Source organism: Butyrivibrio sp. VCD2006 (assembly GCF_000423925.1).
Classification (GTDB): domain Bacteria; phylum Bacillota; class Clostridia; order Lachnospirales; family Lachnospiraceae; genus Butyrivibrio.
In genome coordinates this window covers 86,946-108,706 of the sequence record NZ_AUIX01000021.1, presented here as the reverse complement: position 1 = coordinate 108,706, position 21,761 = coordinate 86,946, and the positions used below count along the sequence as shown (strand labels likewise).

The following is a 21,761-nucleotide window of genomic DNA, read 5'->3' as shown; positions in this document are numbered from 1 at the left end:
TTGTCAACTACCACGCACCTAAAGGTACGTGGCTTGCGACTCCCCTGTAGTTTGTTGCAATAACTCCTACATTTTGTCGGTGTAACTTCCGTGGGGTCGCATCATGGGACGGTCGACACCGCCCCTTACAGACAAGACATGCTTATCTGTAACTGTATCAGGTACTCTATATATTAACCTCACGGATAATATATTCCCATGCCGTACAGTAAACGCTAATGCTTGAGTATATTTTACGTAACACCAAGACTTATGTGTTACAACCTCATATATACTTGCCAATGTACAAAGAGTGCCTTTGGTGAACAGCGCACCTAACGGTTTTCTCGTAAAACTTGCTGTTGAGTACATTATAGCATGTATGTTCTTGGATAACAATTTACAAGGCTCCTCCCACCGCCCAAGGGCAGTGGGTTTCCGCCTACGACAACCGAAAGGAATTTATTTATGAAACGGTCCGTATTCCTTGTGTAACTTGTTCTTTTCTTCTTTTTCTTTTTTTGCCATAATTATTCCCCATTATATTAGCCCCCTCTAAACTCTTAGTATCTTATCTTTTTTGTAAGTGATTGGCTTAGCCTCATACCGTAAAAACAAATCTTTTTATAAGGTATATCACCAGTAAATGCCCCGGATAGAAAGCGTAGAAAAACCATTTTAATCCCTTACCCCTTTTACCGTTATACATAGCCAGCGGTATGAAGCTGAGTCCTGTCGTGCAATAGTACCCCATGGTTCTCGTCAAAGCCAAAAATCCCACACCTACCCCGCTCCTTATGAGATGTTTGGAATCCTTGAAAACATAGAACAGGAATACCGATATCACAGCGAAAAACGTATAGTCTGCCCTAAGTAAGAGTGCAAGAAAAGCGAAAACTATAATCACCAAAACTCCAAGAATAGTTTTAAATACGCTGTACTTACCACTGGTTGCAATCTTCTCCCCTCGAATAAGATCAAACAACCTCAGCGCAATAATGGACAAGAAAAATGTCAGCATAATATTCTGATGTTCAAGTCCTATTACCCCATCAAAAGCCAGATCAAATGGTGCTTTGCTTATAAGCGCGAATATCCCAAGCCTTAGAAGATATCTGTTCTTATCCCTCGTATGACAGTACCCCTCGGCGATACAGAATGCAAACAAAGGCATAGCAAGCCGTCCTACCATTCTTAGCCATAACACTCCGGGAAAAAACACATCTCCTACATGATCAAAGACCATACTGATAATAGCTATTACTTTTAACGTAGTTACGTCAAATATTTGATACTTTTTTGTGGTATTCATTAAGAACTTATCCCCAATAAGAATCCCCATGATCAGAGACTTCCGTGTTAATTAAACGCTTATAACATCTTAACATTAATACAAAACTATGGCACTAAGAATATATGTAAAACGGCATAGTATCTACACGAAAAATCGGAAAGTGTAACGGCACCTGTCAAATATTAGTGACATATAATCATTATAGGTGTAGTATAGATAAGTTGCACTATAAACGAATCTGTTTTGTAAAAAAAGGATTTTAAATTTAGGAGGTATTGAAAAAATGGATTCTAAACGTATGAAATGGACCACGCTTGCGTTCATGGCTTTCTCAACGGTTTGGGGCTTTGGTAACGTATTAAATGGTTTCGTTTACTTCAATGGTATTCAGGTTATTTTCAGCTGGATACTTATGTTCGCACTTTATTTTGTTCCTTACGCGCTCATGGTTGGTGAGCTTGGTTCTGCATTCAAAAATTCAGGTGGTGGTGTAAGCTCCTGGATTCTCAATACAACAGGCAAAAAGGTTGCTTATTATGCAGGCTGGACTTACTGGGCTTGCCACATCACTTATATCGCATCAAAATCATCAGGCGGTCTTAAGGCTCTTAGCTGGGCTGTTTTCAGAAATGGTGAGACATATGACACATTCCCTACACTTGCAGTTCAGCTTGTAACACTTGCGATCCTTCTGTTCTTCTGCTGGGTTGCATCAAAGGGTCTTAATCCTCTTAAGAAGCTTGCAACACTTGCAGGAACAAGTATGTTTGTAATGTCCATTCTTTACATCATCATGATGTTCGCTGCACCTGCAATCAATCCCGGTGCAAGCTTTGTATCAATGGATTTTTCAGCAAAAAGTCTCATCCCCCAGTTTGATGTTAAGTACTTTACATCACTTTCAATCCTTGTATTTGCTGTCGGTGGATGTGAGAAGATTTCTCCTTATGTAAATAAGGTTGAGAATCCCAGTAAGGGCTTCCCTAAGTCCATGATCACTCTGGCAATCATGGTTGTTGTCTGCGCAATGCTCGGAACAATAGCTATGGGCATGATGTTTGATCCCGCTGAGATCAACGCATCAACAGAGAGCTTCAACGCTTACAACTCAAACGGAAGCTACTGGGCTTTCCAGAAGCTTGGCAACTACTATCATGTTGGTAACCTGCTTCTTATCATCTATGCTGTATGCAACATGGTTGGTCAGCTTTCAACACTTGTTATCAGTATTGATGCTCCTCTTCGTATGCTTCTCGACAACGAGGATGCAAGAGAGTTCATTCCTTCCGGTCTTCTTAAAAAGAACGAGTCCGGCGCTTATATCAACGGAATCAAAATGGTTGCTATCCTTTCAGGTTCAATCATCCTGATTCAGTCATTCGTTCCCGGTGCTGCTGCAGTACTTAAGCAGCTCACAAAGCTCAATTCAGTATGTATGCCTCTTCGTTACCTCTGGGTATTCTTCGCATACATTGCACTTAGAAAGTCAGCTGATAAGTTCCCAGCTGAGTATCGCTTTGTTAAGAACCAGGGAGTTGCACTTTTCTTTGGTGGATGGTGCTTCCTTGTAACAGCAGCAAGCTGCATACTTGGTATGTATGACACTGATCCTTTCACCTTTGCACTTAACGTAATCACTCCTCTTGTGCTCACAGCACTCGGAGTAATTCTTCCTATCATTGCAAAGAATGAGAAGTCAAAAGCAGCTTAATTCAAATTAAAGCACATCAGAAAATCGCCACGGATAAAATCAATCCGTGGCGATTTTTTATACATCAATATTTCATTCACCCAATAGTTACCATACAGATAAGTCTCACAATCATAGCCACAATCCACGCAACAGCGCATTGCCATAATACCACGCAGATCGCATACTTGCGGCCAAGCTCACGTCTTATGGAAGCGATTGCTGCCACGCAAGGTGAATAAAGAAGTGAAAATACAAGCAGTGTTGCTGCTGCGGTAGCAGTAAGAGCTGTCTCTACTCCTCCGTCAAAGAGGACTCCCATTGTGGAGACAACGCTCTCTTTAGCGATAAATCCTGTAATAAGTGAAGTTACAACTCTCCAGTCTCCAAGTCCTAAAGGTTTAAATATCGGAACAAGGAGTCCGGCGATAACTGCCATTATGCTTGTGCTTGAATCACTAACAATATTGAAGTGAAGATCAAAGCTCTGCAAAAACCATACAACAAGTGTTGCAAGGAAAATTATCGTGAAGGCTCTTGTCAAAAAGTCCTTAGCCTTTTCCCAAAGGAGCTGAAATACACTCCTTGCTCCCGGCATACGATAGTTTGGAAGCTCCATTACAAAGGGAACAGCTTCACCCTTAAACAATGTATGCTTATAAATCAGAGCGATAATTATTCCAACAAGTATTCCAAGAAGATACAGTCCTATCGTAATGATTCCGCCCTGCTTAGGGAAAAATGCATTTACAAAGAACGCATAAATCGGAAGCTTTGCCGTACAACTCATAAAAGGTGTAAGAAGAATTGTCATTCTTCTATCTCGCCTTGAAGGAAGCGTTCTCGTGGACATTACTGCGGGAACCGTACATCCAAAGCCTATCAGCATCGGCACTATACTTCGGCCGGAAAGTCCAATCCTTCTGAGTATCTTGTCCATGAAGAATGCGACTCTTGCTATATATCCACTGTCCTCCATAAGGGACAGGAAGAAAAACAAGGTAACAACAATCGGCAAGAAGCTCAGCACGCTTCCTACACCCTCGAAGATTCCCTGAAGCACCAGTTCCTGAACCACTTCATTAACTCCGGATGAAACCATCCAGCTCTCCGTAGCTGATTTAAAAGCATCTATTACTATCTCAATAATGCCCTGTAAAAATGGTCCGACTGCGATGAATGTCAGATAAAATACCAGTCCCATGATGAGAATGAAGCATGGAATTGCTGTCCATTTTCCGGTCAGAATCTCATCAATCTTCTCTGATCGAATGCGCTCCTTACTCTCACCGGGCTTAACAACTGTCTGCTCACAGACACGCTCAATAAAGTCGTAGCGCATATCCGCAATAGCGGCTGCTCTGTCCATGCCACTATCTTTTTCCATCTGAACAATAGTATGCTCGATCATTTCAAGTTCGTTGTCATCAAGACCAAGCTTATTAAATACAAGTTTGTCTCCCTCTATTGCCTTTGTTGTGGCAAATCTTATCGGAAGTCCTGCTTTCTCAGCATGATCCTCTATGATATTTTGAACCGTATGAATCGCTCTGTGAATTGCTCCGCCGTGATCACTCTTTTGGCAAAAATCCTGCTCAACAGGTTTTTCCTGATAAGCTGCAATATGCACTGCGTGTCTTACAAGCTCTGCAACACCCTCGTTTTTTGCGGCAGATATCGGTACGACAGGCACTCCCAAGAGTTCCTCCATCTTATTGATATCGATGGAGCCGTTATTGCCCTTAACCTCATCCATCATGTTGAGCGCAACTACCATGGGAATTCCCATCTCGAGAAGCTGCATCGTGAGGTAAAGATTTCTCTCGATATTCGTCGCATCAACGATATTGATTATTGCTTTGGGATGCTCGGATAAAACAAAATTTCTTGATACGATCTCCTCACTACTGTAGGGAGACATTGAATAAATTCCGGGAAGATCGGTAACCAGTGTGTCAGGAAATTCCTTAATAGGTCCGTCCTTCCTGTCTACGGTTACGCCGGGGAAATTGCCCACGTGCTGGTTTGAACCTGTAAGCTGATTGAAAAGTGTTGTCTTTCCGCAGTTCTGATTACCTACGAGCGCAAAGGTTAAAAGGGTTCCCTCGGGAAGCTTTTCTCCCTCACCCTCTTTATGGAAAATACCATCCTCGCCGAGTCCGGGATGGAAAGAATTCTCTATCTTAGTGATTCTGTCGTGTTTGTTTGTACGCTCAGGTATCGTCTCAATCTCTATCTTCTCCGCATCCGCAAGACGAAGAGTGAGCTGATAACCATGTACCTGAAGCTCCATTGGGTCACCCATCGGTGCAAATTTTATAACGGTAACCTCCGCTCCGGGAATAACTCCCATATCTAAAAAGTGCTGGCGAAGTGCACCGCTTCCGCCAACGGTTTTGATAACAGCCGACTGCCCTATCGGCAATGATCTTAAATTCATGAAATCTCCTTAGAGCCCTTATTAATTATATTTCTTATATTTAGATTATCGTCCATCAGAACGATATTGGCAAATTTTCCTACCGAAATACTTCCGTAATCCTTATCGATTCCGATGGATTTTGCGGGATTAATTGTAGCAGCTCTCAGCGCAACTTCAAGTGGAATATCCATTTCAAGCACGGCTGTTTTCATACAGTCAAAAAGATTTGTCACAGAGCCGGCAATAGTTTTACCATCATCGGAAAGCACAGCCTTTTTACCGGAGACAGTAACTGACTGTCCTCCCAGCTGATAAGTGCCATCCTCAAGTCCGGTGGCTTCCATGCTGTCCGATATAAGGATCACCTTATCCTCTGAAAACATGTCGAAGGTCTGCCTTACCATAGCAGGGTGAACATGGATGCCGTCAGCTATGATTTCAACCTCCGCGTCAGCCTCCCTTGCCGCAGGAATGGGCCCGGGAGTTCTGTGATTAATTCCAGGCATTGCATTGAAAAGATGCGTCATATGCTTTGCGCCAAGTAAAAATGCCTTTTTAGCAGTATCGTAATCACAGGCAGTGTGCGCGATAGATATCACTGCTTCCTTTGAAAAACGCTCTATAAACTCCATCGCTCCATCCATCTCAGGTGCCATATCAACGAGCTTAATTAGTCCTCCGCTTCGTGACTGGAGCCTTAAAAACATTTCCCGGTCAGGCTTCATTATATACTCGGGATTCTGTGCTCCTGCCTTTTCAGGATTGATGAAGGGTCCCTCCATATTGATGCCCACTAAAGAAGCGACTGAATTTTTATCAGAAGGCGCTGACACTTCTTCAAAATTCTCATAAGCAGCAGCAAATGCCCTCGCAGCATCAATGACATTATCAAGAATCTCTTCGTTATAACTCATGGTCGCAGGACAGATTGCCAGGACTCCGTTTGCCGCCTCATACTTTGCTATCTCTAAAAGAGCATCCGCATCGGCATCACAAAAGTCGTGCCCCACTGCACCATGAAAATGAATATCAACAAGCCCCGGAACCGCAAAAAGCCCCGATGCATCAAGGATATCTTCTCCTTCACTATTTGCATCAGGGTTCTCTTTAGCATCGGCGATACGCGTAATACGACCTCCGGTTATATATATTGTTTTTTCTTCGAAGCTGAAATTATCGGTGAAAACTTTAGCATTCTTTATGATCATAAGCCCTCATTCAATATTATTTTTCGAAGTATGCACAGGCAATGGCACCGGGTCCCGCATAGGTACCGATGGTAGCTCCGACATTTGCTATCGGAATGTCAGCGACATCGCCCTCATAAATGTGTTTACTGTCCTCCCTATATTTTATCAAAAGTGCATCGGAAAGTCCTGTATAACCTAACATATATGGCTTACTAAAATCGATTCCGCCGTGCTTATCGATATATTGGATCAGCATATTGTTTCCGTTCTTGGATCCTCTTGCCTTTCCGATAACCGCAACCGCACCATCCTCAATCGTAATAACAGGCTTGATTGAAAGAACTCCTCCTGCAAAAGCTGCGGCGGAAGAAATTCTTCCACCTAGCTTTAGATATTCCAGAGTGTCGAAGACAGCAACAACTCTCGCTTTCTTTTTCTCCTCTTCAATTATGTCTACGATTTCCTTGGCGCTCTTGCCTTCATCTCTGAGCCTTACAGCGCGTAAGACAATTATGGCTTCCGATATGCAAAACTGCAGGGTATCGATGACGTGCACCTTACCGTCAAAATCATCAGCGGCAATACATGCGCTCTGGTAACAGCCGGACACCTTACTTGAAAGCGTGAAGCATATAACCTCATCACCTGCTTCTACAGCCTTCCCAAATTCCTCTCCATACTCAAAGGGCGGAATCTGACTGGTCTTGGGAAGCTCATCAGACTCAACAAGCCTCTCGTAGAACTTATTGTAGGGCATGGTCACCCCATCAAGAAATTCTTCTTCACCGAATCTTACCTTCAAAGGAAGAACTGTGATTCCAAGCTCATCGGCCTGCTTCTGTGATATATCGGTTGCTGAATCTGTGATTATTCTTAGGCTCATGTGATTTTTCTACCCCTCATCCGGCGCTACGCGCCACCTTCTCCCAAAGGGAGAAGGCTTTTTTGTGTATACCTTCCTCCAGAGGGAGAAGGCTTTTTGTGTATGCCTTCCTCCAGAGGGAGAAGGCTTTTTGTGTATACCTTCCTCCAGAGGGAGAAGGCTTTTTGTGTATGCCTTCCTCCAGAGCAGGAAGGCTTATTTCTATACGATGCTCGCACAAAAATTATGACATCTTTGAAACGTGCTCGAACTCTCTTACCATATCCTCATCAGGCTCAGCTGTTGCAAGACTTACAACAACGATCATGATGATTGCTACTAAAAATGCAGGAGCAAGCTCGTAGAGATTCCAGAAGCCTCCGATAGGTCTTACAAGGTATTTCCAGATAAATACCATGGCACCGCCGGATACCATACCTGCGATTGTTCCGAACTTGTTTGCTCTTTTCCAGTAGAGAGACATAATCATTGCAGGTCCGAATACTGCACCAAATCCTGCCCATGCAAAGGATACGATTCCGAATACTGAGCTGTTGGGATTCCATGCGATGATAACACCGAAAACTGCAACTGCGATAAGTGTTGCTCTTGCAGTCAGCATAGCTGCTGTCTCTGTAAGGTTGATTCCAAGAGTCTCCTGAATAACATTCTCGGAAACCGCGGATGAAGCAGCGATGAGCTGTGAATCTGCAGTAGACATTGTTGAAGCAAGAATACCTGCGATGATCATACCTGCGATAAGTGCAAAGATGAAATTGTGCTCACTTATCTGCTGCGCAAGAACTACGATAAGAGTCTCTGCTTTTGATGCACTTGTGGGATCTTCAATAAGTGATTCCAAAGCTCCACTCTGTGTCATTGCACGTCCGACAATACCAAGGATAACCGCAATACCAAGTGAGAATACAACCCATACGGAAGCAATTCTTCTTGAAAGCTTAAGCTCTGATGACTTGCGAACAGCCATGAATCTCAAAAGGATATGAGGCATTCCGAAGTATCCAAGTCCCCAGCAGAAGGTTGTAACCTTACTGAAAAAGCCATAAGAATCAGCACTGCCTGTAGCATTATTGTATGTGGCATTGATATCCAAAAAGCCCTGCATGTTCTGAAGATTATTGCTTACTGCAGATAATCCTCCGGCTGAGATAATTCCATAACCAACTACAAAGAACAGAGCTGCAGTCATAACTATAGACTGAATAAAGTCGGTTTTTGATGCTGCAAGAAATCCGCCGGTTGTTGTATATCCGACGATGATTACAGCTGAAACGATCATAGCAAGCTGATAGTTTACACCAAACAAAGATGAGAAAAGCTTACCGCATGCTGAAAATCCTGAAGCTGTATAAGGAACGAAAAAGATCAGAATGAAAGCAGCTCCGATACACAGCAGTATATTACTGTCATCCTTGAAGCGCTTTTTGAAATAATCCGGAATTGTGATAGCATCCAGTGACTCTGTATAGTTACGAAGTCTCTTTGCTGTGAAAAGCCAGTTAAGATATGTACCAACTATAAGTCCTGCTGCCGTCCAGCCCGCATCAGCGATACCGGAGAAATAAGCAACACCGGGCACACCCATAAGCAGATATGAGCTCATATCCGAAGCCTCGGCACTCATGGCCGTTACAAACGGTCCGAGCTTTCTGCCGCCAAGATAGAAATCCTTGACGTCATTAGTATCCCTTGAACTTACAAATCCAACCAGAAGCATTCCGGACAGATAGACCAGAATAGAAATGATAATACCAATTTGTGAGAGTGTCATTTTCTTATCCCCTTTAACTTTTTTCATAATGATAACGCTTTATCATTTTAGCACATTAAAGGGGTAAAGAAAACAACTTTCTAAATCAATCACTCATTTTTATGAATTCGAAACTAAGCATAGTAATATCATCGAACTGCTCAGCTTCACCTTTAAACTTTGTAAGGCTCTCCGACATGGCTGAGAGGGTTTCGTCAACAGACATCGAAGTAGTGGTATTTAAGTTTTCTATCATCCTCTCAGTGCCGTACTGTTCGATTTTTTCATTCAGAGCCTCTGCCACACCGTCAGTGTATACAAAGAGTCTGTCACCCGGCTGCAGCTGTATCTCATATTCCTTAGGCTTTGTCATCGGCATTGCCGCAAGGGCCAGAGTATGCTTATCCATTATAAGTTCATACTCTCCGCCCTTATGGCATATAGCAGGATACTCATGGCCTGCATTTGCACAGCGCATGACACCTGTTCTCAGATCAACTATTCCTATCCATGCCGTGACAAACATCTCTGCTTCGTTGCCCTCGCAGAGCTCTGTGTTTGCCTTTATGAAAATCTCCTCGGGAGATCCGCCCATTTCAGCAAAGCTTCTTATGGCAGTTTTACTGCGCATCATAAACAGCGCTGCCGGTATTCCTTTTCCGGATACATCAGCAATTACGAGAGCGATCTTATCCCTGTCAATAAAGAAGAAATCGTAGAAATCGCCACCTACTACCTTTGCTGCCTTCATGGATGCAAAGAGCTTAAACTCATCCCGGTCAGGGAATTCAAAGTTTCCGGGAAGAGCTGATTCCTGGATTGTTCTTGCGAGAATCAGCTCCTGCTCTATTCTCTTCTCCGCAGCTGCAATATACCCTTTTAGTGTAACTACGGTCTGATTGATATCATCTGAAAGTGACGCAAATTCAGATGAATTCCTGACAGTTACCACCTCGTTCAGATTACCGTTTGTAATCTTGGAAAGTGACTGGTTGATCAGCCTGATATTATTAACAACGATCTGGTTTACAAGATATGCGATCAAAACATAAATAACCGTGAAAAGAAGTATGTCAGCCAGCGCTATCTCATAAGCCTCAGCATCTCTGTACCAGTAAACCTCGCTTTTCTTCATGGCACATACAAGAATTGTCTTCTCATTTACCTCATTAACATAAATCAGTGATTTCTCACCCCACAGCAGGCCTTCAAAAAACTTTTCCCTGTTTTCGCTAAAACGCTCATATTCATCCGCAGGTAACTCTTTTCCCTCACTCTGACCTCTTATTACGACATGGTCAGGTCCGATAATTTCATAATTAACATTGTGATCAGCTTCAAGGTTAAACCTGTCCAGCAAAAAGTTTTTCCTGATAGTCTCAACATTCTCTGAGATAGTATTCGTGCTATCCTGATATGCGGATTGTGTCTGAAGAATATATGTGAATATAAAATTCCCAAGTATTACTATCGATATTACCGCAAACAGATATCTCTGGAATTTCTGGGAAATCGGAGTCCGCTCATCCTCAGTTTTTTCAAAGGGATTTATCCACTCATCCGTAAACACCTGAAGCAAAATGGATGATACGGAAAGTCCAAGGCCGGTAAATATAATCATCGGAACGCAGCAGGTGCTTACTACCGTGAATGCCATTCTCATGTCCTGATGATGTGTTATAAACACAACATACATATGGAAAACTTCCATCACCGCGCCCATGAAGAAAGCATACAGAGGCGCCGGTTTTTTCCCGTTAAATACCTTAACCCTCATGACAAGAGCCACAAAGCCGGCAAGACATGTTGAAACGCTACAGGCTATTCGTGTGTAGGAACCGATCCCGAAATATGTGCCTACAATGTATCTCTCAATACCTCCTATAAGTCCGGCAATCACACCGGCAGAGGGCGAAAAGAACAAACCTGCGGCAAGCGGGCCTATATCTCTTACGTTTATTACCATATTCTCAAAGGCAACTCCGAAATGAGTGGATAAAACCGAGCTTATTCCGAATACAATTCCTATAACGAGCTTATGGAATATCGCAAGTTCCTTTTCCTTGGTCCAATACCAGACTGCTACGGTAAGTAAAATATAAAGCAGTGTGATCCCGGACATTTTAATGATCATTGTAAGCATAGACTACCTCTGAAAAAACATTTTCATAACTCTTTATTCTGTGATGGTAATTCTTCCTTCTCCAAATGGATCTGCGTATTCCTCTCCAACAGATCCGCCAAGAGTATCAACTATATAATCAATAAGAACCTGATTATCCAGTTTAATCCTATCCTGCACTACCTTTGCTCCGTCAAATGCAGTGAATCCATCACCATTTTGCTGCATTAAGTATTCATTTCCGGCAACTGTATAGGTCTTTTTAGGATCAATATCCTTTCCGTCCACCTTGACATTCTTAACTCTTCGCGTACCCTTAATTCCGGTACACATAGAGTTTTCATCTTCTGAGCAGGGACTCTTTACGGAAGCATCGATCTCATAGGTAAGTCCTGAAACCTGAAGGAATCCGCCTGATTCATCAGGTACAGATCTTGCTCCCCACTCAAGGGCATCAAGTATCTGCTGTCCTGATAGCTCAAGCACACTTACCATATTTCCATAAGGATGAACATTGATTATGTCTTCATAAGTAATATTGCCCTTCTCAATAACAGCACGAATGCCACCGCCATTTACAAAGGCAATGTCAGCTCCTGTCTGATCCCTACATGCGTCCGCGCAAAGATCACCAAGATTGGTCTCAGATCTGCGAACCATGCGGATAGGATTTCCCGAATCATCCTTTTCCTTAGGATCAAATATCGTCAGCTCTATACTTGTCTTAGCCACAACCTTTTTAAGTGTGTTTTCAAGCTCATCTTCCTTTTTTGCAACCTTGTCAGCCATATCGTTTTCAATGTTAAGAAGCTTTGGTGCAGATTCACTGTTAGGCCAGCTCCACACATCAGTCTCCACTATTTCCTTATCAGCTGAAATATGACTATAGCCGATACAGTTGAGCTTTGTTCCGACTGCTGCCCTTGTTACCTCATCACCGTCTTTATTCTTCATGACAACCTGGTCGGTATCATGGCTGTGCCCATCAAGAAAAACATCAATACCGTTTGTATTTTCAATTACATCGGCATATGTCCAGGGCTCACAGATATCTTGATTTCCAAGATGTCCCATAACATAAACGAAGTCTGCTCCTTCTTTTCTTGCGGCATCAACAGCTTCCTGGACAGCTTTGTAAACGCCTTCGCCTGTCTTATCCCCCATGAAGCCATAAATATAATTTCCTTTATTATCCTGGAAATAAGCAGGAGTCGAAGTGGTAATGGTTTCGGGAGTTGTAACGCCAACAAAGGCAATCTTCATTCCGGCTGCCTCTATAATTGTGTAGGGATCAAAAATAAGCTCTCCATCTTTATTAAAATTGCAGCTTATGTATTTAAACTTTGCCTTTTTATTTGCAAGATTCAGAAATGTATCCATTCCATAATCAAACTCATGATTGCCGGGAATTGCCACATCGTACTGAAGATCATTCATAAGGTCTACGATGGCCTCACCATCTGTAATGGTCCCCATGGCTTCACCCTGAATTGAATCACCGTCATCAACAAGGATAGTTTCATATCCCTGCTCCTCAAGGTTCTTTCTGATCTCATATAATCCGGTATATCCAAATCCCTTGGAAACACCGCAGTGCACATCACTTGTAAAAAGGATATACACGTCACCGTTTTTCTCTGTGCCTTGTTCCTTCTTATCATTTGCTCCGGCAGCCTTTACCGTGCAGGGATAAATTACAAGAATCAACATCAGCACAGTCAGAAAAACTGAAATTATCCGCCTCATACTTATTCTCTCCATACTCATTCTCTCCTTCATAAAAATTAATATGTTAATCCTGCACCTCTTTTATACAGGTACTCAGTACCATAACTTAATGTCCCATCCTGCTGCTCTTCTACAACCGGAACATTTACAGGGAGTTTTCCTTTAGGTGAATTTGCACCGCAAATTGTTTCTATGGCCGCAATTATGTTTGCGTTTATTGCCTGCATTCCACCGTTGTCGGATTTATCGGTGGGATCAACTCCCAGTCCCGATCCCATATACGCAAGAACGATTGCATCAGCATCGTCATAAATGGCTGCATCGTAGGGAAGATTTTCGCTAAGCAAAACGAATTTCCCTCCTCCCTTATGCACATCATCAAGTGCATTGTGAAGAGCTATAAACTGCTCACTCTCCTTGTCCAGCGCACCATTTCCTCCTGCATATGAAAAAGCTATTACCGCATCAGCTTTTTCTATATCCGACTTCATCTCATCGGTATAATTTAGTTTCTCATCAGCGGAAGAGTCATAGTAGTAATACACCCTGGATACTGCATCCTCAGAGATATATCCCTGTTTTTTCATGTTGTCTATTGCATAGCCTATATTTGTCAGATCCGCCGGCTGTCTTCCGAAAAATACAATACTCTTCATTTCTTTTGAAAGCGGAAGAAGATTATCATCGTTTTTCAGAAGCGTAATAGCCTCCTTAGCCATATTCATTTCTTCATCATGATGAGCCTTTGAGCCCACAATTTCCTTACTATTCTCTATTCTTGTCTCGATGTCTTCCTCCTCAGGAGCTTTGTTTTCAGGATCAAAGATTCCATATTTTGCTTTGAGCATCAGTATGCGTTTTACGCTCTCATTTATTCTCTCTTCACTTATTTCTCCGGACTCTACCTTATTCGAGAGTCCTTCTATGTATTCGTCATAGAATGTAGCCACCTCAGAGTTATTAAGGTCCTTTGGAAGAAGCAAAATATCAGCACCGGCATTGATAACCTCTGTTGCAATATTTACATGGTATTCCGAAGAATCCTCCTTGCCGGGTACGAGTCCTGCAGTTCTTATGGCATCCATTTCAAGTGCATCTGTTACAACGACGCCATTAAAGCCAAGATCACCTCGAAGGATATCTGTGATGATCTTCTTCGACATAGTAGCCGGATAGAATCCCTTTGTTACTCCATCACCATATGTAACTTCCTCATCTATTAGCGGGAAGGTTATATGCGCTGTCATTATCATATCCGCGCCATGACCAATAGCTTCTTTGAAGGGAACAAGCTCCGTCTTTTTTATCTCATCATAGGTTTTCTCAACAGATGGTGTTCCTATGTGACTATCAACACTTGTATCGCCGTGTCCCGGGAAGTGCTTAAATGTAGCAATAATATTGTTCTTTTCAAGTCCTCTTGCGTATGCTATGCCAAGTTTTCCGACCTTTGCGGGATCATCAGAAAAGGATCTGGTTCCGATAACCGGGTTTGAAGGGTTATTGTTTACATCAACATCAGGTGCATAGTTGGCGTTAAAGCCTACAGCCGCGAGCTCTTCCCCAAGAATTTCTCCTGTCTTTTTCGCATTATTCTCAGCATCAGGAGTTGCTCCTATGGCCATATTTCCTGTCATACGTGTTCCTGCAGTAAGACGTATAACTATTCCGCCCTCCTCATCCACCGGTAACAAATAGGGGATATTTGTCGACACTTCCGAATTTTCGCTGTTATTCTTCTGAAGGTCATTTATAAGCTGTGTGATCTGATCATTTCCTGTTATATTTGAGCCAAAAAGAATAATGCCACCATACTGATGCTTTTTAAGTACTTCCTTAAGTACGGGAAAAGCTTCAAGATCTGTTACATTTTCCTCATTCCAGGTTCTTATGGCAGGTATTATCATCTGGGATATTTTCTCATCCAGTGTCATATTCTCGATTGTTTCATCTACCTGTACCTCAGGAATATAGCCCCCTGCATATGCCGGCATTAAAAATGTACCGGCTGCCAGTATAGCTACCACACCAGTAGAAATAATTCTTTTACAAAAGCCCTTCATTAGCCTAGCCTCCATCCTTTTTTATTATCTTCTGTCCTTATCTATTCTCTCCAGTATTATCACCGCTACCAGAATATAAAAAAGTGTCCATCCTATGATCCATCCCCAGCACGTGTAAACTACATTCACATCAAATGCATAATTGGGATTCTGATTCTGCTCTGCGCATTTCAAAAGAATTTCCTCTCGTTTATTCTTTTTTTCTATTTCAACGAGAGCATCCTGAAGCGGTTTCTCACCACCTACCTCATAGTTCTTCATCTTTACTGCATTATTCCAAAGACTGACCATGGGAAGCGAGTTATAATCGCCCTGCGCACACAGGGCTGTGAGCCCCCATTTTGTTGCGGTAAGTTTTGTAAACGGCATAGCCTGCTCAGGGAGATTGAAAAATGCCCCGGAAAACAGAAGCTGCACTATGAGCATGAACGGCATGATTGTCATAGCTGCCGTCGTTGTCTTTGCAAAGGATGAAATCAAAAGTGCCAGCATATCAGCACAATATGTTATAAGGAACAATGATATCCCAATATCAACTAGCGGAAATGAGGTGACAAGACTCTTATCCGGCATCTTTACCCCCATCCTCGTGCTGACAAGAATCATTATCACTACCTGTAGAAGACAAAGAACTGCCTGATATATCATGTGCGCCAGGATATAAGAGCTTATGTGAAGCCCGGACCTGTGCTCTCTTTTTACTATTGCCCTCTCTCGACAGATAGACTGAATTGAATTAAAAAATCCGTTCCATATGCAAACGCACGACAACGCGAAGGTTCCCATTAAGGTTCCTTCCATAGTCTTGAAGATGTTGCCACCCACCGCAAAGGCCACAAGCCCCGCGATAACTGCTGACATAGGAAGCACCTTCCAGTCGTTTTGAAAAAGAAACATTCGAAACAGCTTCCCCAGATAAATAATCGTTTGCGATACCCTGCCTCTTCGTCTTACAATCTTTCTTCTTCCATTCACCATTGATCACCCCACCATTTTTCCTATTCTGTCCGCATATTTAGAGACAAATTCGTCGGCTCTTCCCTCACCGCCTTCATCCTTTTGATTGATTGAAAGAAGGATCTCTTCCATGGATGTTTTTCCAAAGAATTCATAGGCGTCCTTCACAGGGCCATACCAGGCAAGACGTCCTGTTTTATTTGCATCCTTCGCAAGAACAATAACATCGTCAAATAGATCTATTACTCTGTCAGGTGTGTGTGTTATGACAACAACAATTTTTCCTTCATCCGCAATTGAACGAAGCTTTTCAAAAAGGTTCCTTGCTACCACGCCATCGAGTCCGGAATCAGGCTCATCAAGTATGAAAAGTGTGGGATCAGATATAAATTCCATAGCAATAGACAATCTCTTCCTCTGCCCACCGGAGAGCTTCTCTACAAGACTGTCCTTTACAGCCGTAAGTCCGAACTGCTCAAGAACCGCATTTATTCTTTTATTTCTTTCACCAAGGGAAACACTTGAAGGAAGACGCAGCGTTGCCGCATCGTAAAGAGTAAGCCATACGGTATCATTCCCCCTCATAAGATCCTGCTGTGGCACAAAACCTATGTCATACATCATTTCCGCGTAGTCGAGATACACATCATTATTGCCAAGCAGAATATGTGCATCAGCAGGTTCATATCCGGTTATAGCGTTGAGATATGTCGTCTTACCGGCACCGGAACCGCCAAGAAGAAGCACCATATGCCCTTTGGGGATACACATATGAATGTCCTTTAACAGGACCTTTTTGCGGAAAAAATCTATAGCTGTACGCTCTTTGATGTTTACCGTAAGGCCTTCCTGAATACTCTCTATATCCGTGCCAAACACCTTAGCTGCAGCTATCTCAGACACATCCGCTGCCCTCTTTGTGGGTTTATAGTCAGAGTTAAAGCCCCAGTATAATACTGCTATCGCCTCAAATAAAACCAAAACAGGTACCCATTTTCTTGATTTTCCAAACAGCTTGACAAGACCTGTATAAATTCTGGTCAAATACACAAGCTCGGTGATATTCATAGCAAAAGCCAAAATACCAAATACACTTACAGCTATAGACAATATGTAATTATTAAAATTATGTGGAATAGCTGTAAAAATACTATGAAGGTATAAAAAAGCACGAATCCCAACGTAAACTTTCCCTTCTTCTTCCCTATCAGCACAAAGTGCCAGATGGTATTCCTTTGTAAGCGGAATCCATGCCCATCGTTTACTAATACCGCATTTTTCAAACAGTTTCATATACCCCAAAGAAGTCAGGATATACAAAATAACATCAATAATGTGGCCTATATTTAAATTCATTGTGCTTGCCATATAATCCTCCTAAAACGCAAAAAAGACCAGAGACGTCAAATCTCTTTGACGCCCAAAGCCTTTTTCAATACCGTTTTCCCATCTCCCCAATTTATATGTCTATTATAATAATTTAGGGGATGAAAAATCGAGCCATTGTATTCGTTTTTTAGAAAACTTTAATCTTTTTATATATCAGCTTGCAAGGTCTCTTCTGTTGTAATTCCAAAATGCGAACAAAACTCCAAGAGCAAGCACTATTACTGCCACCACAAGTGCTTTTGCAGGCGTATCAGCTCCTGTGAAAATCTCAGCGGCATTGCAGTAGGAATAAGGCCCCCAAAAAAGGCTGTCCTTAAGATCAGGCACTACTCTGCCCATGACATCATAGCTGTATAGGAGAAGTGCAATTCCAAGTCCAAGACCTATTCTGTTTTTGCCGGCAAGAGAGGATAGACCGAAGCATATACCTGCAATCTCCGCGTTCATAAGGAGCTGACTCCCCATAAAGGTGAAGAACTGATCCATTGGCATATCTTCACCAAGAATCTTAAATCCAACGATATAAAATACAGTACAGACTGCTGTGAAAACAACCAGCATGATTGCAACACATATTCCCTTTGCAGCAATGATCTTAGACCTTGAAAGCGGCAGGGAAAAGGTGAATTCTCCTGTATGCCCATCCTCTTCCTTTGAAATGATGCTTATGGCTGTAATTGCGGCAAACATTCCACTTCCAAGGCCATGTACAGCACCAATCTCAGTTGCGAAGTATCCTTTTAATGAAGCGATACTTAAGGTGCTCATTCCAAAGGCATCAGAAAAAGCTCCCATGTTGGAGAAGGCATCTGCCATCTCCTTCATATCACCCTGCATAGACTCATACAAAAGGATACATATAAGCCCCAGAATTCCCACTGAAATGCTCCATATAAGCAGATTCTTTATATTTTGAATTAATTCTCTTTTCAAAACTGTTCTCATAATTATTCCTCCTCATCCTCGTAAAAACTCAAAAATGTTTCATCATCAATATGCGGTGTTTCAAGCATCATCAGCCTGCCTTCTCGCATTATTGCGGCATGTCTGCAATACTTATCAACCTCAGAGAGAACATGTGTAGAAAGAAGGCAGGTAGCATCATTATCCACATATTCATTTATCAGTCCAAAGAACTTTTTCTGGATAAGAGGATCAAGACCGCTTGTGGGCTCATCAAATATAAAAAGCTTTGGCTTATGCTGCATTGCACAGGCGATACTTACCTTTTTTCTGTTTCCAAGAGAAAGCTGCTTTATTCTCTTTTTGATATCGACCTTTAGTATCTCGCAAATTTTCCCAGCCTCTTCTGTGCAGTCAAGACCGCGGACATCTGCTGCATATTTTATTACGTCAGAGACCTTCATGTTATCGTAGAACCATGCCTCAGAGGGCATGTAACCCACATCCCTCAGGATCTTTTCATGGTCCTTTATGCTGTCCATACCGAGAATCTTTATACTGCCTGAATTTATCTTAAGGAATCCAAGCATTGAACGGATGGTGGTAGATTTGCCCGCTCCGTTTGGTCCAAGAAATCCAAAAATATCTCCCTCCTCAACGCTAAAAGAAACATCAATTACTCCCCTGCTCTTTCCGTAGCTCTTTGTAAGATTATTTATCTCAATTACTTTTTTACTCATAACGCGCCTCCTTTATTCTTGTATCTTATACATATCAAAAATAAAAAACGGGAACAATACATGTTCCCGTAAGGTGCACTATTTTGCCTTTATCATTCACTTTTTTTGGTGATTTGTCTGGAATAATCTCAGCTCTTCGTTAAGCTTTTTATCATCTATTCTTCGCTTGGATCTGTAGATCAGGAACACGCAGAAGTAGGTAAGCAAAATGTAAGCGGCGAATACCAAAGTAACTACAATTCTCTTATCAAACCAGTTCCCAAACCATGACACAATACAATAAAGTGCTGTACAGATGACCATTCCAAATATTTCCCTGACTCCCAGGCTGTCAGCCTCATCGAAGTTCCACAGAAGATAAACCTGAATGTATCCGATAAAGTAACAGGTAAAAATCAGCACCGTCATGTGAAGAATACTGGCATCAAAAATGCCGTTCAGCATCCTGTAGCAGCAATAGAAAAACAAAAAAGCAAAGAAATAAAGACATGCCTTGAACTCAATGCCGATTTCCTGTGTCAGATATCGTTCCCACAGCGTAAGCTTCTTGTCATCCTTCATTTTATCTCTCCCCTTTCAAAAGTCTTCTAAAGTCAGAGGCATATCTTCTTGATATGATAATGTGCTCTCCGCCTTCCATAGTCGCATCAATCCTGTTTGATGAAAGGCTCCTTAGCGCCTTCACCCGATTTACATTTATGACCATGGATTTACTGCATCTAAAGAAGCTCCCATCATCCATATCCATCATGAAAGAATTAAGTGTGCCCTCAATCCTCATGACTTTATCTCCGGTATAAGCAAAAAGCTTATCATCCACCGACTCTAAATAAAGGAGATCTGCTATGTCAGCGCATACACTTCCGCTCTCAGTTTTCCCCCAAAGTTTGTTCTCCGGATTCTCAAGAATTCCTATTATTCTGTTTATCATGGGTGTGCGCTCTATATATCTGACTACTACGCTTTCCTCCCCATCAGTAATCTTCTGAATGTCAATTTTCATATTTTTATTCCGTTTTTCGTCTCAAAGCTCTTAAACAGGTCCATACCCCGATTCGCATTACATATTCATAATACCCTACTTAATATATATGTGTTTCATATTTTTTTAATTAAATATCTCAAATAATTAATATTATTTGCATTATTGCCTAGTTATAATGATTATTAGGAATATCCTGTTCTTCTGATATGAGGGAATGAATATAATGAAAAGATTTTTTCGTATGCTAATTTCAGTAACAATGATTGCATGTTTATCACTGAACATGCTTGCATGTGGTTCTGAAAATTCAGCACCTGTCGCAGATTCAGAAGCTGCTGATCATCAGCTTCTGGATTTCCTTTCCATCTCAGAGGGAAATGTTCCGATGAGCAGCACTCCTGCTACTGATAGCGATAACACAAAATATAATGAAAAAGTGTTACCTGATGCAGGCGTGACCTTAAATCTTCCGGAGGAGTTTGTTAATACCGACGGATATATTTATTACAGCAGCCAGGATATTTCAAGCGGAAACGGAATATATTATGCAAGCGCCATTTATTATGGGGTAACTGAAGAAGAATTTTTTAACTATCTCACAAAAGAAGAGGTAACTGAAGAAGAAACGGAGGCCCTCGCCAGACAGGCTGACTCTATTTTCTTTATCTTCGGCATCGATGATAATCGAAGCCTGACCGAGCTTGTTGACTATATTAATGAGGGTATGCCCGCTTCTGAAAAATACTCTGAAAGCAGTTTCCATAAGCTCACCACTGTAGATGGCTGTACATTTTATGAATTTACCGGTGATGCCGGCTTCAACTCACAGTTTCAAGATGAATACGCAACTGAATATGAAACCCTGATTAGTCTTAAGGATGAGCTTATCAGAAATGCTACATTTACTGCACCCGAGAGACCTTTCGCAAATCTGGTTGGCAGTAAGCTCTCCTTCACAACTAAGGATATTGATGGAAACACAATCACAAGCGATGAGATTTTCTCACAGCACGAAGTCACAATGCTGAATGTATGGGCTACCTGGTGCCATTACTGCATAGAAGAGCTTCCCGATCTGGAAACGCTAAATAAAGAATTGTCACAAAAGGACTGCGCTATTGTTGGACTTTTGGGAGATGGTACAGATCAGAAAACAATAAATGATGGCCTCGATATAATGGCGGAATCAGGTGTCACCTACCTGAATATTCTCCCCTGGGATGGATGGGATACCTCTCTTGAGGTTAAATCCTGGCCCACCTCATTCTATGTAGACAGAAATGGTTATGTTGTTTGTCTCCCGATCGTAGGTGCCTCTGTGAGCAAGTATGGACCTCGGATTGACAGCATCCTCTCTGGTGAAATTTCCTTATCCGATCATGAAAATAATGTTCTAAATGATTCTGGTGGTGCATACAGAATTTTTGTAGTTGATAAGGATAAAAACCCTGTTTCCGGTGTTACGGTTCAGTTCTGTGCCAATGATATATGCAAAATGGCTGTAACCGGTGAAAGCGGCATGGTTTCCTTTAATGATGAAGAGAGCGTATATGAGGTGCATATTTTAAAGGCACCTGATAACTACAAACCAGACAACAATGTATATTACACAGAAGATAAATATTGTGATCTTACATTAATACTTGAAAAGAAATAAAAATTTCAG

General features: G+C 42.0%; 16 protein-coding genes. 2 read left to right on the top strand and 14 right to left on the bottom strand.

The genetic code is table 11. The features are described from left to right. Nucleotides 1-580: 580 nt before the first annotated feature. Entirely contained in the window at nucleotides 581-1,321 is a 741-nt protein-coding gene (locus G586_RS0109370; protein WP_026527560.1) for a TraX family protein, read from the bottom strand. A gap of 235 nt (nucleotides 1,322-1,556) precedes the next feature. Between G586_RS0109370 and G586_RS0109365 the strand changes: the two genes are divergently transcribed. Beyond that, the gene (locus G586_RS0109365) at nucleotides 1,557-2,984 is read left to right on the top strand and encodes an APC family permease (protein ID WP_026527559.1); all 1,428 of its coding nucleotides are present in this window, start codon (nucleotides 1,557-1,559) and stop codon (nucleotides 2,982-2,984) included. A gap of 76 nt (nucleotides 2,985-3,060) precedes the next feature. On the opposite strand, the gene feoB is transcribed toward G586_RS0109365, so the two are convergent. The 13 genes from feoB to G586_RS0109295 form a co-directional block, all read right to left on the bottom strand. Then, nucleotides 3,061-5,403 carry a ferrous iron transport protein B gene (feoB, locus tag G586_RS0109360; RefSeq protein WP_026527558.1) on the bottom strand — a complete coding sequence of 781 codons (2,343 nt, stop codon included), beginning with the start codon at nucleotides 5,401-5,403 and terminating at the stop codon, nucleotides 3,061-3,063. After that, nucleotides 5,400-6,593, bottom strand: coding sequence for an N-acetylglucosamine-6-phosphate deacetylase (gene nagA, locus G586_RS0109355; RefSeq protein ID WP_026527557.1), 1,194 nt, complete (start codon nucleotides 6,591-6,593; stop codon nucleotides 5,400-5,402). The genes feoB and nagA overlap by 4 nt, the downstream gene beginning before the upstream one ends. Nucleotides 6,594-6,609: 16 nt before the next feature. Continuing rightward, on the bottom strand, nucleotides 6,610-7,458 hold the full coding sequence (locus tag G586_RS0109350) for a DegV family protein (RefSeq protein WP_026527556.1): 849 nt from the start codon (nucleotides 7,456-7,458) through the stop codon (nucleotides 6,610-6,612). A gap of 223 nt (nucleotides 7,459-7,681) precedes the next feature. Then, entirely contained in the window at nucleotides 7,682-9,229 is a 1,548-nt protein-coding gene (locus G586_RS0109340; protein WP_026527554.1) for a sodium/proline symporter, read from the bottom strand. A gap of 85 nt (nucleotides 9,230-9,314) precedes the next feature. Then, nucleotides 9,315-11,351, bottom strand: a complete 2,037-nt coding sequence (locus G586_RS24860; protein ID WP_051204681.1) for a SpoIIE family protein phosphatase — start codon at nucleotides 11,349-11,351, stop codon at nucleotides 9,315-9,317. Between the two features lie 33 nt (nucleotides 11,352-11,384). Further along, nucleotides 11,385-13,091: a bifunctional metallophosphatase/5'-nucleotidase gene (locus tag G586_RS0109330; protein ID WP_026527553.1), complete on the bottom strand. Its 1,707-nt coding sequence runs from the start codon at nucleotides 13,089-13,091 to the stop codon at nucleotides 11,385-11,387. 23 nt (nucleotides 13,092-13,114) lie between these two features. Further along, complete coding sequence (locus G586_RS0109325) at nucleotides 13,115-15,121, bottom strand: glycoside hydrolase family 3 protein (RefSeq protein ID WP_026527552.1); 2,007 nt, start codon at nucleotides 15,119-15,121, stop codon at nucleotides 13,115-13,117. Nucleotides 15,122-15,145: 24 nt separating this feature from the next. Then, on the bottom strand, nucleotides 15,146-16,018 hold the full coding sequence (locus G586_RS0109320) for an ABC transporter permease (protein WP_242831999.1): 873 nt from the start codon (nucleotides 16,016-16,018) through the stop codon (nucleotides 15,146-15,148). Between the two features lie 84 nt (nucleotides 16,019-16,102). Continuing rightward, nucleotides 16,103-17,446 carry an ATP-binding cassette domain-containing protein gene (locus G586_RS0109315; RefSeq protein ID WP_242831998.1) on the bottom strand — a complete coding sequence of 448 codons (1,344 nt, stop codon included), beginning with the start codon at nucleotides 17,444-17,446 and terminating at the stop codon, nucleotides 16,103-16,105. Between the two features lie 174 nt (nucleotides 17,447-17,620). After that, nucleotides 17,621-18,412: an ABC transporter permease subunit gene (locus G586_RS0109310; protein WP_026527549.1), complete on the bottom strand. Its 792-nt coding sequence runs from the start codon at nucleotides 18,410-18,412 to the stop codon at nucleotides 17,621-17,623. Between the two features lie 2 nt (nucleotides 18,413-18,414). After that, a complete protein-coding gene (locus G586_RS0109305) occupies nucleotides 18,415-19,110 on the bottom strand; it encodes an ABC transporter ATP-binding protein (protein ID WP_026527548.1) in 696 nt (231 codons plus the stop codon). A 96-nt stretch (nucleotides 19,111-19,206) separates the two neighbouring features. Continuing rightward, nucleotides 19,207-19,671, bottom strand: a complete 465-nt coding sequence (locus G586_RS0109300; protein WP_026527547.1) for a DUF3021 family protein — start codon at nucleotides 19,669-19,671, stop codon at nucleotides 19,207-19,209. A gap of 1 nt (nucleotide 19,672) precedes the next feature. Next, nucleotides 19,673-20,113 (bottom strand): LytTR family DNA-binding domain-containing protein, encoded by a 441-nt coding sequence (locus G586_RS0109295; protein ID WP_026527546.1) that lies wholly within the window; start codon nucleotides 20,111-20,113, stop codon nucleotides 19,673-19,675. A 205-nt stretch (nucleotides 20,114-20,318) separates the two neighbouring features. Between G586_RS0109295 and G586_RS24855 the strand changes: the two genes are divergently transcribed. Next, entirely contained in the window at nucleotides 20,319-21,752 is a 1,434-nt protein-coding gene (locus G586_RS24855) for a TlpA disulfide reductase family protein (protein ID WP_051204680.1), read from the top strand. The last annotated feature ends 9 nt before the right edge of the window (nucleotides 21,753-21,761 follow it).